We start from the raw sequence: 14,975 nt of genomic DNA, 5'->3' as shown, positions 1-14,975 counted from the left end.
ATAGGCGAGGGGGGATGGATAGACCTCTGGGAGGGGGAACCGAGGGGGGACCGTGGAGCGGCGGCTCGAACCCCGTGACGCCGCTCCACGGGCATGGGCCCGGGACGCCGCCCCCACAGGCGCACGCCACGCCGGCACCGGCACCGGCACCGGCAGCGAAAGAACACGGCCGGTACCCGTATCAGCCGAAGACAGCCGGCCCCGGCAGCGGCATCAGCCGAACACGGCCAGGCTCTTCGCCTTGCCCTTGACCGCCTCGACCAGCGTGAGCAGGCGCCCCTCCGGGTCGAAGACCGCGACGGGGCCGGCGCCCGCGTACTCCTCGGGCATCTCCAGGCGCACGCCGTTCGTCAGCAGCCGGGCCCGCTTGGCGTCCACGTCCCAGCGCGGGAACGCGGCCGCGGCGGCCTCGGCGATCGGCATCACGGTCAGCTCCTGCTGGAGCTGGTCCAGGGTGCGCGCGGAGTCGAGCTTGTACGGGCCGACACGGGTGCGCCGCAGCGCGGTGAGATGGCCGCCGACCCCGAGGTCCGCGCCCAGATCGCGGGCGAGGGCCCGGATATAGGTCCCGGAGGAGCAGACGACGGAGACCACCAGGTCCAGCACCGGGGTGCCGTCCTCGGCGACGGCGTCCCGGACGTCGTACACCGTGAAGGAGGAGACGGTGACGGGTCGCGCGGGGATGTCGAAGTCCTCGCCGTCACGCGCCCGCTTGTAGGAGCGCACGCCGTCGATCTTGATCGCGCTGACCTTGGACGGGACCTGGAGGATGTCACCGGTCAGCTTGGCGATCCCTGCGTCGACGGCGTCGCGGGTGACCCCGGACGCGTCGGCGGCGGAGGTGATCTCCCCCTCGGCGTCGTCCGTGACGGTGTTCTGCCCGAGCCGGATGGTGCCGAGGTACTCCTTCTCCGTCAGGGCGAGGTGGCCGAGGAGCTTGGTCGCCTTCTCCACGCCGAGGACGAGCACGCCGGTCGCCATCGGGTCGAGGGTGCCCGCGTGTCCGACGCGCCGGGTCCTGGCGATCCCGCGCATCTTGGCGACGACGTCGTGCGAAGTGAAGCCCGACGGCTTGTCGACGATGACAAGGCCGTCGGGCGGGGTGTGCTTCTGGGTCATTCGGCGGTGTCGTCCGTCTCGTCCTCGGAGCCGGGCTTCCTGTACGGGTCGGCGTCACCGGCGTACGAGGCGCCCGTGGCCGTCTCGCGTACCTTCTCGTCGGAGGCGCGCGCCTGGTCGAGGAGGTCCTCGATGGTCCGGGCGGTGTCCGGCAGGGCGTCCGCGACGAAGGTGAGGGTGGGCGTGAACTTCACGCCCGCGGCGCGTCCGACCTCGGAGCGCAGGATGCCCTTGGCGCTCTCCAGACCCGCGGCGGCGGCCTTCCGCTCCTCGTCGTCCCCGTACACCGTGTAGAAGACGGTCGCCTCCCGCAGATCACCCGTCACCCGGGTGTCCGTGATGGTGACGTGCGTGCCGAGCCGCGGGTCCTTGATCCCGCGCTGCAACTTCTGGGCCACCACCTCTCGGATGAGGTCCGCCAGCCTCTTCGCCCGCGCGTTGTCGGCCACTGGTCCGTCTCCCGTTCTTTCCTGATCTGTGTTCCATGCTCAGTCGTCGTCGCCGTGGAAGCGCCGTCTGACAGACAGCAGTTCCACCTCGGGGCGCCCGGCGACGAGCCGCTCGCACCGGTCCAGCACGTCGGTCACATGCCCCGCGTCGCCGGCGACCACCGCGAGGCCGATGCCGGCCCGCCGGTAGAGGTCCAGGTGGTCCACCTCGGCCGCGCTCACCGCGTACTTCCGCTGGAGTTCGGCGACGATCGGCCGGACGACGGAGCGCTTCTCCTTCAGCGACCGTACGTCGCCCAGGAGGAGGTCGAAGGACAGCGTCCCCACATACATGTATGAATCCGGATGACCCGCCGGTACGGGATCGATGGCCCCGCCGCCGGAAGGGGCAGGGACACGAAAACCGTACAACGAACACCGGAGGCGGCTCGACGGGTTTTCACCGGGCCGTCGAGCCAGGGGCGGGGTACCGGGGCCGGAGCCCCGCGCAGACGGCACGCCGGCCGACGGGACCAAGTCCCGTCGGCCGGCGGCAATCCGTCGGCGGTCACACCCGCAGGGGGGTGTTACACCCGCGGCTTCTCGCGCATCTCGTACGTCGCGATGACGTCGTCGACCTTGATGTCGTTGAAGTTGCCGAGGTTGATACCACCCTCGAACCCTTCGCGGATCTCAGTGACGTCGTCCTTGAAGCGACGCAGCCCCTCGATGTTGAGGTTCTCCGCGACCACCTTGCCGTCGCGGATGAGGCGGGCCTTGGTGTTGCGTCGGACCTCGCCCGAGCGGATGAGCACACCGGCGATGTTGCCCAGCTTGGACGACTTGAAGACCTCGCGGATCTCCGCCGTACCGAGCTCGACCTCCTCGAACTCCGGCTTCAGCATGCCCTTCAGGGCCGCCTCGATCTCCTCGATCGCCTGGTAGATGACCGAGTAGTACCGGACGTCCACGCCCTCGCGCTCGGCCATCTGCGCCGCGCGGCCGGCCGCGCGGACGTTGAAGCCGATCACGATGGCGTCCGAACCCATCGCCAGGTCGATGTCCGACTCCGTGACCGCACCGACGCCGCGGTGCAGGACGCGGATGTCGACCTCTTCGCCGACGTCGAGCTGGAGCAGCGAGGACTCGAGCGCCTCGACCGAACCGGAAGCGTCACCCTTGATGATCAGGTTCAGCTGCTGGACCTCGCCGGCCTTGAGCACCTTGTCCAGGTCCTCCAGCGAGACGCGGCGCGTGCGCTTGGCGAACGCGGCGTTCCGCTCGCGGGCGGCGCGCTTCTCCGCGATCTGGCGGGCCGTACGGTCCTCCTCGACCACGATGAAGTTGTCGCCGGCACCCGGGACGTTGGTCAGACCCAGGACCTGCACCGGCGTCGACGGGCCGGCTTCGGCCACGTTGTTGCCGTTGTCGTCGAGCATCGCCCGGACGCGGCCGTACGCGTCGCCGACCACCATCGTGTCGCCGACCCGCAGCGTGCCTCGCTGGACGAGGACCGTCGCCACGGCACCGCGGCCGCGGTCGAGACGGGACTCGATCGAGATGCCCTGCGCGTCCTGGTTCGGGTTGGCCCGAAGGTCCAGGGCGGCGTCGGCCGTGAGGACCACGGCCTCCAGCAGGCTGTCGATGTGCAGGCCCTGCTTGGCGGAGATGTCGACGAACATCGTGTCGCCGCCGTACTCCTCGGCCACCAGGCCGTACTCGGTCAGCTGACCGCGCACCTTGGTCGGGTCCGCGCCCTCGACGTCGATCTTGTTGACCGCGACCACGATCGGCACCTCGGCCGCCTTGGCGTGGTTCAGGGCCTCGACCGTCTGCGGCATCACACCGTCGTTGGCGGCCACCACGAGGATCGCGATGTCCGTCGACTTGGCACCACGGGCACGCATGGCGGTGAACGCCTCGTGACCCGGGGTGTCGATGAAGGTGATCGCCCGGTCCTCGCCGTTGACCTCGGTCGCGACCTGGTAGGCACCGATGTGCTGGGTGATGCCACCGGCCTCGCCCGCGATGACGTTCGTCTTGCGGATCGCGTCGAGCAGACGGGTCTTACCGTGGTCGACGTGACCCATGACGGTCACCACCGGCGGACGGACGACCAGGTCCTCCTCGGAGCCCTCGTCCTCACCGAACTCCAGGTCGAAGGACTCGAGCAGCTCGCGGTCCTCCTCCTCGGGGCTGACGATCTGAACCGTGTAGTTCATCTCGCCGGCGAGGAGCTGCAGGGTCTCGTCGGAGACGGACTGCGTGGCCGTGACCATCTCGCCGAGGTTCATCATGACGGCGACGAGGGACGCCGGGTTGGCGTTGATCTTCTCCGCGAAGTCGGTGAGCGACGCACCGCGCGACAGGCGAATGGTCTCGCCGTTGCCGCGAGGCAGCATCACACCGCCGACCGACGGGGCCTGCATGGCCTCGTACTCCTGACGGCGCTGCCGCTTCGACTTGCGGCCGCGACGCGCCGGACCGCCGGGACGGCCGAACGCACCCTGCGTGCCACCGCGACCACCCGGACCACCGGGACGGCCGCCGAAGCCGGGACGGCCACCGCCGCCACCGCCGAAGCCGCCGCCGCCACCGGGAGCACCGCCACCGGGACGGCCGGCGAAGCCGCCGCCACCGCCCGGACGACCGGCACCGCCGCCGGGACGGCCGGCGAAGCCGCCACCGCCCGGACGACCGGCACCGCCACCGGGACGACCGGCACCGGCCGGACCACGGCCGCCGGGGCCGGGGCGGGGGCCGGCAGCGGGACGCTGCGGCATCATGCCGGGGTTCGGACGCGGCCCCGCGGGGCCGCCGCCGGGACGCGGACCGCCCTGCGGACGCGGCATCGAGCCCGGAGTCGGGCGCGGACCGCCCGGAGCCTGCGGACGAGGACCACCACCGGCCGCACCCTGCGGACGGGGACCGCCCTGGCCGGCGCCCTGCGGACGCGGGCCGCCCGGGGCACCGCCCGGGCCGCCCGGACGGGGGCCGCCCGGACGGGGCGCCTGCGGGCGCGCCATACCGGTGGAGCCACCGGAGGTGAAGGGGTTGTTGCCCGGACGGGGACCGGCCGGACGGGCGCCGGGACGCTGGCCCGAGGCCCCCGGACGCGGGGCACCCGGACGAGCACCCTGACCGCCGCCCTGGCCCTGGCCGCGCCCGTCGGGGCGTGCGCCGGGCTTCGGGGCGCCGGGACGGGCTCCCGGACGCGCGGCCGGAGCCGGGGTCGGGGCAGCCGGAGCCGACGGCGGTGCCGTGAACTCGGGCGTGCTCGGGGCCGGGGCCGCCGGGGCGGGCCGCGGCGCGGGCTTCGGGCCGGGCGTCGGCCGCGGGCCCGGGGCGGAGGCCGCCGGGCGCTCGGCCGCGGGGCGCTCGGCCGCCGGAGGCTTGGGCGCCGCCGGGCGCGGGGCAGCCGGACGTGCGGCCTGCGCCGGGGAGGGCGCGGCCGGCTTGGCCGGTGCGGCCTTGCGGGAGGCGGCGGGCTTCGCCCCGCCGCCGTTGCCCTGCTGCAAGGCGTCGGTCAGCTTGCGTACTACGGGCGCCTCGATCGTCGAGGACGCCGATCGGACGAATTCACCGAGTTCCTGGAGCTTGGCCATGACGACCTTGCTCTCCACACCGAACTCCTTGGCGAGTTCGTAGACCCGGACCTTAGCCACTTCGCTCCTTTGAGGTCCGGGTTGCGGCCGGACCGTCGCTAGTTCATGGGCGTACTCATCGCGTACTCATCGAGTGCTCATCGCAATCTCGACCTGCTTTCGACTCGCGAGGTACCAGACCGCACGGGGCTCCGTGCAGCGCGTCTTACGGTGTTGCCTGCTCAGCAAGGCGCTGGGGGCAACTCTCGGTCTGCTCGACGTACTGGCGCAACGCCTTTATGTCGAGCGGTCCCGGGACGCGGAGCGCCCGCGGGAATGCCCGGCGGCGGACCGCCAGGTCGAGACAAGCCGGCACGGGGTGCACATAGGCACCCCGGCCGGGCAGCGTACCGCGAGGATCGGGGACGCAGATGTCCTCGATCACCACGATGCGCAGCAGTTCGATCTTGGCCGCTCGCTCCCGACACCCCACACAGGTGCGCTCAGGGCATGCTCGGGCATGCGTCCGGCCAGACACGGTTAAGTCTACCTCCCCGCACCGACCTCACCCCTTTGGGGCAAGAATCGAACAGTTGCTGCGCAGAAAACTGTCGTGATCTCAGCGACGCCCGGCCGGGATCTATTCCCCGGCCGGGGTCACGGGCCTCATCCCTGCCGGTCGGCGGGCTGTTCGGTGTCCGGTCGGATGTCGATCCGCCAGCCGGTCAGACGGGCCGCGAGGCGGGCGTTCTGCCCCTCCTTGCCGATCGCCAGCGACAGCTGGTAGTCCGGGACCGTCACCCGGGCGGAGCGGGCCGCGAGGTCCACGACCTCCACCTTGGAGACACGGGCCGGGGAGAGGGCGTTGGCCACCATCTCGGCCGGGTCGTCCGACCAGTCGACGATGTCGATCTTCTCGCCGTTCAGCTCGCCCATGACATTGCGCACCCGTCCGCCCATGGGGCCGATGCAGGCGCCCTTGGCGTTCAGGCCCGATCGGGTGGACCGGACGGCGATCTTCGTGCGGTGGCCGGCCTCACGGGCGATCGCGGCGATCTCGACGGACCCGTCGGCGATCTCCGGCACCTCCAGGGCGAAGAGTTTCTTCACCAGATTGGGGTGGGTGCGCGAGAGGGTGACGGACGGACCGCGCACACCCTTCGCCACCCGAACGACGTACGACCGGATCCGCTTGCCGTGCTCGTACGACTCACCCGGCACCTGCTCCTGGACCGGCAGGATGGCCTCCAGCTTGCCGATGTCCACGAGCACGTTCTTCGGGTCGCGGCCCTGCTGGACCACGCCGGTGACGATGTCGCCCTCGCGGCCCGCGTACTCGCCGAGCGTCGCGTCGTCCTCGGCGTCGCGCAGGCGCTGCAGGATGACCTGCTTGGCGGTGGTGGCGGCGATGCGGCCGAAGCCCGACGGGGTGTCGTCGAACTCGCGCGCCTCCTGCCCCTCCTCGAGGTCCTCGGGGTCCTCCTTCGCCCACACAGTCACATGGCCGGTCTCCCGGTTGAGCTCCACGCGCGCGTGGCGGCGGCTTCCCTCGGTGCGGTGGTAGGCGATGAGGAGGGCCGCCTCGATCGCCTCGACCAGCAGGTCGAAGGAGATCTCCTTCTCCCGTACCAGACCCCGCAGGGCACTCATGTCGATGTCCACGGCTACGCCTCCTCCTCTTCCTTCATGTCCTTCATGTCCTTGCGGCTGAACTCGACCTGTACGCGCGCCCTGTCGATGTCCGGGAAGGTGAGTCTGCGGGTGGTGGCCTTGCGGCCCTTCACACCCGGCACCTCGAGGTCGACTCCGTCGTCGTCGACCCGCAGAATCCTGGCGACCAGTTCGCCGCCCTCGGCGAGCTGGAACCTCACCATCCGGCCGGCGGCCCGTACGTAGTGCCGGTGTTCCCTGAGGAGGCGCTCCGCGCCCGGGGTTCCGACCTCGAGGGTGTACTCGCCCTCGCCCATCGCGTCCGTCTCGTCGAGCTTCGCCGAGAGCGCGCGGCTCACATCGGCGATCTGGTCCAAATCGGCCCCGGTGTCGGAGTCGACGACGACGCGCAGCACACGCTTGCGTCCGACGGAGTCCACGGCGATCTCTTCGAGATCGAGTCCCTGGGAGCTGACGAGCGGTTCCAGCAGTTCTCGCAGCCTCTCGCTCTGGGTGGTGCTCATCCGGGTGACTCCTCGGCCGCGTGTGCTGTTGTGGGATGGTCGCGTGTCAGGTCAAAGGGTATCCGGTCCCGGAGGGTGTTGCCGTCCACCGGCGCAGCCGCCCCGGCCGTCCAGGGGCCCGGCCAGGCCGAGCCGATGGCGAGTGGCGGGGCGGGGCGCGGGTACGGTGATCACGGGCAGCCGCCCAACCGTTCGTACGAGGTCTTCGAGGACGTCTGCCGTGCCGTTCCCCCCGCACCCGCGCACCCGCCTGCGCAGAAGGAGCCTGCTCGCGTCGGCAACGGGCGCCGCGCTGGTCGCGGGCTGTTCCGCCGCCGCCGATACGGCCGGCCCGGGCCGTGGCACCTCGGCCGCCGACCGGGTACGCGCGCGTGCCGCCCGCGACAGCGAGGAACTGGCGCAGCGCTACGCCGCCGTGATCGCCGCCCATCCGGGGCTGGCGGCCCGGCTGGGTCCGCTGCGGGCGGAGACCGTCCGGCACGCCCAGGCGTTCGGCGGCCACCCCGGCGCCTCGGCGTCCCCGTCCCCTTCGGGCTCCGCGTCCCCGTCGCCTTCGGCGTCCCCCTCCCCTTCGGGCTCCGCGTCCCCGCCCGCTACGGGGTCCCCGTCCGCTACGGGATCCGCGTCCCCGCCCGCTACGGGCTCCGCGTCCCCCACGGCGTCCGCCGTCCCCGCGGACCCCAAGTCGGCCCTCGCCGGGCTGGCCGCCGCCGAACGGATCCTGGCCGACCGGCGCACCGCCGCGCTGCTGGACGTGCCGGGCGAGCTGGCCCGGCTGATGGCGTCCGTGGCGGCGGCCGGGGCCGCCCATGTGTATCTGCTGACGGAGGCCGGAAAGTGAGCACCAGCCACAGCACGCCGAAGGACGGCGGCGAGCTCGCGGCCCTCCAGGCCGCCCTGGGCGCCGAGCACGCCGCGGTCTACGGCTACGGCGTCGTCGGCGGGCGCGTCCAGCGGTCCCGGCGGGCGGAGGCACAGGCCGCCTACGACGCCCATCGCGCCCGGCGGGACGAGCTGGTCCGGGCCGTACGGGACCTCGGCGGGACGCCGGAAGCCGCCGCGGCCGGGTACGCCCTGCCCTTCCCCGTGCCCGACTCCGCCGCGGCCGTGCGGCTCGCCGCCGAGCTGGAGGAGCGGGTGGCCGGGGTGTACGCGGACCTGGTGCGGGCCTCGACGGGCGCGCGGCGGCGGTCCGCGGCCGAGGCGCTGCGGGAGGCGGCGGTGCGCGCGGTGCGCTGGAGCGGCGAGAGCGTAGCCTTCCCTGGTCTGGCCGAGCGGGCGGCGGCGGCCACTGCCTCCGCGTCGGTGACACCGCGGACCTGAGCGGCACCGCGGGACGTAGGCGTACGCGCAGACCGCACGCGTGCGAAGCCGACCTGGAAGGGAACAACTCGCGCATGGCTTTCGAACCGCCGCGGCGTCTCGTGCGGGCGCTCGGCGAGACGCACCGGGACGGCGGCGCCGAGTGGCTGGCCACGCTGCCGGGGCTGATCCGGCAGGCGGTGGAGCTACGCGGGTTGACCGTGGAGCGGGTGCAGGCGCCGGGCGGCCGCAGCAGCCTGGTGCTGCTGGTGCGGCAGGCGGACGGCACACCCGCGGTGCTGAAGCTGGCACCGCCCCGAGCGCGGCCGGAGAGCGAGGGGGCGGCGCTCGCGCACTGGAACGGCTCGGGGGCCGTACGGCTCCTGGACGCGGACGCCGAGCGGGGCGTGCTGCTGCTGGAGCGGCTCCATCCGGAGATGTCGGTGCGCTCGCTGCCGGAGGCGAAGGCCCTGCTGGAGGCGGCGGACACCCTGCGCCGGCTGTGGGTCGAGCCGCCCGCCGGGCACTCCTTCGAGACCGTGGCCGGGCGCACCGGCCGGCAGGCCGAGGCGATGCGGGAGGGCGCCCTGACGGACCCGGAGGCCGCGCCGTTGATCGAGGCGGCGCTGGCGGCCCGTGAGGAGCTGCTCGCCGCCCCGCCCGAGAACCGGCTGCTGCACGGCACGCTGCGGCAGAGCAAGATCCTCGCCGGGGAGCGGATGCCGTGGCTGGCCGTGGGCCCGGACCCGGTGGTCGGCGAGTGCGCCTTCGATCTGGCGCGCCTGGTGCGCGACCGGGTGGAAGACCTGATCGCGGCGCCCTCCGGTGCGTCGATCACCCGCCGCCGGGTGAAGCGGCTCGCGGAGTCGCTGGACCTGGACCAGGAGCGGCTGCGCGGCTGGACGCTGTTCCGGGCGGTGGAGTCCGGGGTGCGGGCGCGCCGGGTGGGCCGCGCACAGGACGCGGAACTGCTGCTGGAGTTCGCGACCTGGCTGTAGCCGTGTTCCGCCTTCCGGAAGGCAGAGCGTCGTCCGCGAGACTGGGCACCGGCGAAGCCGACGGCCGCCGGTCCCGCGGACCGGCGGCCGTCGCCGCGCCGAAGGCGCGGACCGTCAGGCGGTCAGGCGGGCGATCGCCTCCTCCACCGTCAGCTCCTCGCGCTCGCCCGTCCGGCGGTCCTTCAGCTCCACGACGCCCTCGCCGGAGCGGCGGCCCGCCACCAGGATCTTCGGCACACCGATCAGCTCGGCGTCCGTGAACTTCACGCCCGGGGAGACACCGGCCCGGTCGTCCACCAGGACGCGCAGGCCCGCCTCGGCCAGCTTCCCGGACACCTCGAGGGCCAGTTCGGTCTGGAGCGCCTTGCCCGCCGCCACCACGTGCACATCGGCCGGGGCGACCTCCGCGGGCCAGCACAGTCCCTGCTCGTCGGCGGTCTGCTCGGCCAGCGCGGCGACCGCGCGGGAGACACCGATGCCGTAGGAGCCCATGGTCACGCGGACCGGCTTGCCGTTCGGGCCGAGGACGTCGAGCTTGAGGGCGTCCGTGTACTTGCGGCCCAGCTGGAAGATGTGGCCGATCTCGATGGCACGGTCGAGCTTGAGGCCGGTGCCGCACTTGGGGCACGGGTCGCCCTCCCGCACCACCACGACGTCGACGTAGGCGTCGACCTCGAAGTCACGGCCGGCGACCACGTTCTTCGCGTGCATGCCCTCCTTGTTGGCCCCGGTGATCCAGGAGGTGCCGGGGGCCACCCGCGGGTCGGCGATGTACGTGACCTTCTCCAGCCCCTGCGGGCCGACATAGCCGCGCACCAGGTCGGGGCGGGCGATGAAGTCGTCGACGGTGACCAGCTCGACGGCGGCCGGCGCGAAGTGTGCCTCGACCTTGTCCATGTCGACCTCGCGGTCGCCGGGGACACCGACGGCGACGATCTCGCCGTCGACCTTGACCAGGAGGTTCTTCAGGGTGGCGGAGGCCGGGACGCCGAGCGAGGCGGCGAGAGTCTCGATGGTCGGGGTGTCGGGGGTGGGGATCTCCTCGAGCGCCGGCACCTCGGTGGCGTCGACCGGCTTCAGCCCGTAGGTGATCGCCTCGGTGTTCGCGGCGAAGTCACAGTTCGGGCAGTCGGCGAAGGTGTCCTCGCCGGCCTCGGCCGGGGCGAGGAACTCCTCGGACTTGGAGCCGCCCATCGCGCCCGCGGTCGCGGCGACGATCCGGTAGTCGAGGCCGAGGCGCTCGAAGACGCGCTGGTAGGCCTGGCGGTGCAGGGCGTAGGAACGGGCAAGGCCCTCGTCCTCCAGGTCGAAGGAGTACGAGTCCTTCATCAGGAACTCACGGCCGCGCAGGATGCCCGCGCGCGGCCGGGCCTCGTCCCGGAACTTCGTCTGGATCTGGTAGAGGATGACCGGCAGGTCCTTGTACGAGGACGCCTGGTCCTTCACCAGCAGGGTGAAGATCTCCTCGTGGGTCGGGCCGAGCAGATAGTCGCCGCCCTTGCGGTCCTGGAGGCGGAACAGCTCGGCGCCGTACTCGTCCCAGCGGCCCGTCGCCTCGTACGGCTCGCGCGGCAGCAGGGCGGGCAGCAGCACCTCCTGCGCGCCGATCGCGTCCATCTCCTCGCGGACGATCCGCTCCACGTTGGCGAGGACCTTCTTGCCGAGCGGCAGCCAGGTCCACACACCGGCGGCGGTACGGCGCACATAGCCGGCGCGCACCAGCAGCTTGTGGCTGAGGACCTCGGCGTCCGCCGGGTCGTCGCGCAGCGTCTTCGCCATCAACTGGGACATGCGCTGGACCGGTGCGTTCGCCATGGTTTCTCGTACTCCTGCCGATGGGGTCCCCCCGCCCGGGAGAAGCCGGGAGTGGAGGAGGCTGATGGCTAGGAGGTTAGCCGGGCTTGCTGTGCCGGTGGAAATCCGTTAACGGCGGCGGAGCGGCAGTGGGGCGCCCATCACGGCGTACGGCTTCGGCGCGCTGGGGAAGACCACCTGCCGGGCCAGATCCACATAGCCCAGGGAGTGGTACAGGCCGCGGGCCGGGCTGTCCGTGTCGATCGCCGAGAGGATCGAGCGCGGCTGGTCGGCGCTGTCGGTGAGGGTGGTGATCAGGGCGCGGCCGATGCCGCGGTTCTGGTAGACCGGGTGGACGTGCAGCTCGGTGATCACGAAGGAGCTGTCGAGCCAGTCGTCGTATCCCTGGGCCCGCAGATAGGGCTCGACGACGGTGGACCACCAGTGCGTACGGTCGTTGGGCATGCCGTAGACGAACCCGGCGAGCCGTCCGGCGGCGGTGGTGGCGCCGAGGGCGCGCGCTCCCGGGTAGGTCATGTGCCGCAGCACGATCTGACGGCGTACGGCGATCTCCTCGGCACCGAGTCCGAACGCGATGGCCTGCACGGCGAGCGCCTCGTCGACGCGTGCGGACAGGTCCAGGGGGCCGATCACTACGTCGTCGGGGGTACGCGGCATGTCTGGAGCCTACCGGGGTCCCTGCCGGGTCTCAGAACAGGATGCTCATGAAGGCGCCGACCTCCTGGAACCCCACCCTGAGGTACGTGCGCCGGGCGGCCGTGTTGAAGTCGTTGACGTACAGGCTGGCCACCGGCGCCACCTCCTCGAGCGCGTACCGCAGCACCGCCGCCATGCCGGGCGCCGCGAGGCCCCGGCCGCGGTACTCGGGAGCGACCCACACGCCCTGGATCTGGCAGGCCCTCGGGGTGGCCGCGCCGATCTCCGCCTTGAACACGACCCTGCCCTGGTCGTCGAGCCGGGCGAACGAACGCCCCGCGCCGACGAGTTCCGCGACCCGGGCCTGATAGAGCAGTCCCCCGTCACCGGCCAGCGGGGAGACACCGACCTCCTCGGTGAACATCGCCACGCACGCCGGCATGATCGTCTCCATCTCGTCCTTGCGGACGCGGCGGACATAGGGATCCGGGGCGATGTCGGCGGGCATCCGGTCGGTGACCATGAGCGGCTGGTGGGCGCGGACCTCGCGGGCCGGGCCCCAGCCGGACTCCAGCAGCCGCCAGAGCTGGGCCGTGGGCCCGGCGGGACCGACGATCGAGGAGCACCGCCGGCCGCCCCGCCGGGCGCGGTCGGCGAAGGCGCGTACGGCGCGCGGGGTCGCGCAGATCGGGACGAGGTTGGCGCCCGCGTAGCACAGCGACGTGAGCATGCCGTCCTCGTACCAGCCCCACATCTCGCCGCCGAGACGCCAGGGGTCGAGCCCCGCGACCTGGACCCGGGACGTCACGAAGGCGTTCACGACCGGCTCGCGGTCGAGGACGGCGAGCGCGGCGTCCAGGTCACTCGGTTCGAGGACCCGGGTGGTCGTCTGCGTCAACACGTGCGGATGCCTCACCCTGGGGTCTGCTGATCTCCGCACTGTACCTGGCGTGCCTGTTCGGCGCCGCCCGTAGCACCGGGTAAGCGCACCGTCACCTGCCGGCGAACCCTGTGAATGCCTTCCAGGCGGTGGACGGGAGGGTGAGGGTGGGGCCGGTTCCGGGGGCGTGTTTGGAGTCGCGGATGTGGATGGCGGCGGGGCAGGGGGCGACTTCTACGCATTGGCCGCCTTGGCCGTCGCTGTAGCTGGACTTGCGCCAGCTCAGGGCGACTTCGAGGCACTGACCCCCTTCGCCGCTGCTGTAGCTGCTCTTGAACCACACAAGCTCGGATGGCTCTTGGGTGTTCATGTCTCTCCCAGAAACCTCTCTACGAAAGTCAGTGATTCGCGCGGGGTCAGGGCCTGGGCGCGCAGAAGGCTGTACTGCTCCTCCAACTCCCTGACAGTTCGACGGTCGGTGAAGAGGCGGCTGTACGTATGCACCTCCGCATAGGCGATCCTGCGCCCTTCCGTCGTCTCGATCAAGGTGAAGGGGCCAGCGAGTGCCGCGTGCTCCTCGCGGTCGTTCGGCATGACCTGGATCTCGACGTTCCGCTGCTGCCCGACGAGCAGAATCTGTTCCAACTGGCCCCGCATGACAGCCCTTCCGCCCAGACTCCTACGGAGGATCGACTCCTCCATCACGAAGCTGATGACGGGCGGGGGCTTCCTGGAGAAGATCGACTGACGGGCCAACCGAGCTGTCACACGCTGGTCGACCACGTCCTCGTCCGGCAAAGGCCGCCTCATGGCGAACACCGCCCGCGCGTAGTCCTCCGTCTGCAACAGACCGTTGACCACGAGGGCGTCGTACACATGCCACTCCACCGCCTCTTTCTCCAGCTTCGCCGCATCCTGGAAGAACGGCGGATACCGCGCCCTCTCCATCTCCTCGACGAACTCCGGCAACACCCCATGCGCGTCCAGCCCTTCATCCGCCTGCCCGATGAACTGCCGCGACGGAATCCGTCTCCCCTGCTCGAAGGAGGCGATCGTCGACTCCGAGTACCCCTTACGCGCGCCGAGTTCCGCACGTCCCATCCCCGCCCACGTCCGCAGCCTCTTCAACTGCCGCCCGAAGATGTGCGGCACACCCGCCCCCACGGCCTGATCGTCGCTCATACACCCCTCACCGCTCCTGGCGCAGCACCGGTTACGGCTCACCGCGCGTACAGACGCGCCCCGACCACGTACAACGCCCGACGGTCCCGGCTCAGCCGCTGTTCAACGCTACGCAGCGTGCGCGACCGTGAGCACCATGAAGTCAGCAACTCCCCCCGACCGGCATATGCCGAAGCGCATCCCGTCCGCGCACACGTTCGAGATGCGGTTCACGTCCAGCCCCCGGGGCGCCCGGCTCGCCCGGCGTCTCGTCTCCCATCGCCTGCACGAGTGGGGTCACCCCTACGACGGCGCCCTCAACGAGACCGTCACCCTGATCGCCGCCGAACTGGCCGCCAACGCCGTACGGCACGGGCATGTGCCGGGGCGGGACTTCCATCTGCGGCTCGTCGCGACGCCGGACGGCGTACGGCTGGAGGTCTCCGACACCCGCAGCGAGCGGCTGCCCGAGGCGCGGCCCCCGCAGGACCCGGCGGACGACGAGTCGGGGCGGGGCCTGCTGCTGGTGGAGGCGCTGGCCGAGCGGTGGGGCGTGGAGCCACGCAGTCCCGGGAAATGCGTCTGGGCGGACGTACGACCGAGTCCCGCCACCCCCAGGTGACGGGACTCGGAAAAAGCGCGGGTAGGAAAGGTCAGTCAGCGACCGAGACGGACGGCTCGCCGGAGGCCACGCCGTCCTTCTCCATCTGCTCGGCCAGCTTCATGGCCTCCTCGATCAGGGTCTCCACGATCTTCGACTCGGGCACCGTCTTGATGACCTCACCCTTGACGAAGATCTGCCCCTTGCCGTTGCCGGACGCCACACCCAGATCGGCCTCACGGGCCTCACCCGGACCGTTCACGACACAGCCCATGAC

Annotated in this window: 17 protein-coding genes; 4 read left to right on the top strand and 13 right to left on the bottom strand. The window is 71.8% G+C overall.

What is annotated here, in order from left to right; all coding sequences use genetic code 11:
- Positions 1-213: 213 nt before the first annotated feature.
- The 7 genes from truB to rimP all read right to left on the bottom strand — a co-directional run bounded on the left by truB (position 214) and on the right by rimP (position 7,305).
- Positions 214-1,119, bottom strand: a complete 906-nt coding sequence (truB, locus tag ACIP94_RS37730; protein ID WP_402436475.1) for a tRNA pseudouridine(55) synthase TruB — start codon at positions 1,117-1,119, stop codon at positions 214-216.
- Complete coding sequence (gene rbfA / locus ACIP94_RS37725) at positions 1,116-1,568, bottom strand: 30S ribosome-binding factor RbfA (RefSeq protein ID WP_402436473.1); 453 nt, start codon at positions 1,566-1,568, stop codon at positions 1,116-1,118. The genes truB and rbfA overlap by 4 nt, the downstream gene beginning before the upstream one ends.
- Positions 1,569-1,607: 39 nt before the next feature.
- A complete protein-coding gene (locus ACIP94_RS37720; RefSeq protein ID WP_365168319.1) occupies positions 1,608-1,901 on the bottom strand; it encodes a DUF503 domain-containing protein in 294 nt (97 codons plus the stop codon).
- Between the two features lie 233 nt (positions 1,902-2,134).
- Positions 2,135-5,212 (bottom strand): translation initiation factor IF-2, encoded by a 3,078-nt coding sequence (infB, locus tag ACIP94_RS37715; RefSeq protein ID WP_402436470.1) that lies wholly within the window; start codon positions 5,210-5,212, stop codon positions 2,135-2,137.
- Positions 5,213-5,357: 145 nt separating this feature from the next.
- Entirely contained in the window at positions 5,358-5,669 is a 312-nt protein-coding gene (locus tag ACIP94_RS37710) for a YlxR family protein (protein WP_402436467.1), read from the bottom strand.
- 128 nt (positions 5,670-5,797) lie between these two features.
- Positions 5,798-6,793, bottom strand: coding sequence for a transcription termination factor NusA (gene nusA / locus ACIP94_RS37705; RefSeq protein ID WP_311697213.1), 996 nt, complete (start codon positions 6,791-6,793; stop codon positions 5,798-5,800).
- 2 nt (positions 6,794-6,795) lie between these two features.
- Complete coding sequence (gene rimP, locus ACIP94_RS37700) at positions 6,796-7,305, bottom strand: ribosome maturation factor RimP (RefSeq protein WP_402436464.1); 510 nt, start codon at positions 7,303-7,305, stop codon at positions 6,796-6,798.
- A 220-nt stretch (positions 7,306-7,525) separates the two neighbouring features.
- Here rimP and ACIP94_RS37695 point away from each other — a divergent pair, with 220 nt between their 5' ends.
- The 3 genes from ACIP94_RS37695 (at position 7,526) to ACIP94_RS37685 (ending at position 9,605) form a co-directional block, all read left to right on the top strand.
- Positions 7,526-8,146: a hypothetical protein gene (locus ACIP94_RS37695; RefSeq protein WP_402436461.1), complete on the top strand. Its 621-nt coding sequence runs from the start codon at positions 7,526-7,528 to the stop codon at positions 8,144-8,146.
- On the top strand, positions 8,143-8,628 hold the full coding sequence (locus tag ACIP94_RS37690; RefSeq protein ID WP_402436458.1) for a ferritin-like domain-containing protein: 486 nt from the start codon (positions 8,143-8,145) through the stop codon (positions 8,626-8,628). Before ACIP94_RS37695 ends, ACIP94_RS37690 begins: the two co-directional genes overlap by 4 nt.
- A gap of 74 nt (positions 8,629-8,702) precedes the next feature.
- A complete protein-coding gene (locus ACIP94_RS37685) occupies positions 8,703-9,605 on the top strand; it encodes an aminoglycoside phosphotransferase family protein (RefSeq protein WP_402436455.1) in 903 nt (300 codons plus the stop codon).
- A gap of 114 nt (positions 9,606-9,719) precedes the next feature.
- Here the strand turns inward: ACIP94_RS37685 and ACIP94_RS37680 are convergent, their stop codons facing one another.
- From ACIP94_RS37680 to ACIP94_RS37660, 5 genes are all read right to left on the bottom strand, one after another.
- Positions 9,720-11,420: a proline--tRNA ligase gene (locus ACIP94_RS37680; protein WP_402436452.1), complete on the bottom strand. Its 1,701-nt coding sequence runs from the start codon at positions 11,418-11,420 to the stop codon at positions 9,720-9,722.
- Between the two features lie 108 nt (positions 11,421-11,528).
- On the bottom strand, positions 11,529-12,077 hold the full coding sequence (locus ACIP94_RS37675; RefSeq protein WP_402436449.1) for a GNAT family N-acetyltransferase: 549 nt from the start codon (positions 12,075-12,077) through the stop codon (positions 11,529-11,531).
- 31 nt (positions 12,078-12,108) lie between these two features.
- On the bottom strand, positions 12,109-12,957 hold the full coding sequence (locus tag ACIP94_RS37670) for a GNAT family N-acetyltransferase (RefSeq protein ID WP_402436444.1): 849 nt from the start codon (positions 12,955-12,957) through the stop codon (positions 12,109-12,111).
- Between the two features lie 91 nt (positions 12,958-13,048).
- Positions 13,049-13,306 (bottom strand): DUF397 domain-containing protein, encoded by a 258-nt coding sequence (locus ACIP94_RS37665; RefSeq protein WP_402436441.1) that lies wholly within the window; start codon positions 13,304-13,306, stop codon positions 13,049-13,051.
- Positions 13,303-14,118 (bottom strand): helix-turn-helix domain-containing protein, encoded by an 816-nt coding sequence (locus ACIP94_RS37660; RefSeq protein ID WP_402436438.1) that lies wholly within the window; start codon positions 14,116-14,118, stop codon positions 13,303-13,305. Before ACIP94_RS37660 ends, ACIP94_RS37665 begins: the two co-directional genes overlap by 4 nt.
- A 136-nt stretch (positions 14,119-14,254) precedes the next feature.
- On the opposite strand from ACIP94_RS37660, the gene ACIP94_RS37655 reads away from it, so the two are divergent.
- On the top strand, positions 14,255-14,719 hold the full coding sequence (locus tag ACIP94_RS37655) for an ATP-binding protein (RefSeq protein ID WP_402436435.1): 465 nt from the start codon (positions 14,255-14,257) through the stop codon (positions 14,717-14,719).
- Between the two features lie 31 nt (positions 14,720-14,750).
- Here ACIP94_RS37655 and ACIP94_RS37650 read toward each other — a convergent pair.
- The coding region (locus ACIP94_RS37650) for a flavodoxin-dependent (E)-4-hydroxy-3-methylbut-2-enyl-diphosphate synthase (RefSeq protein WP_402436433.1) at positions 14,751-14,975 on the bottom strand (225 nt) is incomplete at its 5' end.

The sequence above is a fragment of the Streptomyces sp. NPDC093261 genome (genome assembly GCF_044753645.1).
GTDB lineage: Bacteria > Actinomycetota > Actinomycetes > Streptomycetales > Streptomycetaceae > Streptomyces.
This window is presented reverse-complemented; position numbering and strand designations above follow the sequence as displayed.

Bases quoted from the DNA above. Each gene is read 5' to 3' on its own strand.
- truB (WP_402436475.1), bottom strand. From the start codon at position 1,119: ATGACCCAGAAGCACACCCCGCCCGACGGCCTTGTCATCGTCGACAAG.
- ACIP94_RS37720 (WP_365168319.1), bottom strand. From the start codon at position 1,901: ATGTATGTGGGGACGCTGTCCTTCGACCTCCTCCTGGGCGACGTACGG.
- rimP (WP_402436464.1), bottom strand. From the start codon at position 7,305: ATGAGCACCACCCAGAGCGAGAGGCTGCGAGAACTGCTGGAACCGCTC.
- ACIP94_RS37685 (WP_402436455.1), top strand. From the start codon at position 8,703: ATGGCTTTCGAACCGCCGCGGCGTCTCGTGCGGGCGCTCGGCGAGACG.
- ACIP94_RS37680 (WP_402436452.1), bottom strand. From the start codon at position 11,420: ATGGCGAACGCACCGGTCCAGCGCATGTCCCAGTTGATGGCGAAGACG.
- ACIP94_RS37675 (WP_402436449.1), bottom strand. From the start codon at position 12,077: ATGCCGCGTACCCCCGACGACGTAGTGATCGGCCCCCTGGACCTGTCC.
- ACIP94_RS37665 (WP_402436441.1), bottom strand. From the start codon at position 13,306: ATGAACACCCAAGAGCCATCCGAGCTTGTGTGGTTCAAGAGCAGCTAC.
- ACIP94_RS37660 (WP_402436438.1), bottom strand. From the start codon at position 14,118: ATGAGCGACGATCAGGCCGTGGGGGCGGGTGTGCCGCACATCTTCGGG.
- ACIP94_RS37655 (WP_402436435.1), top strand. From the start codon at position 14,255: ATGAAGTCAGCAACTCCCCCCGACCGGCATATGCCGAAGCGCATCCCG.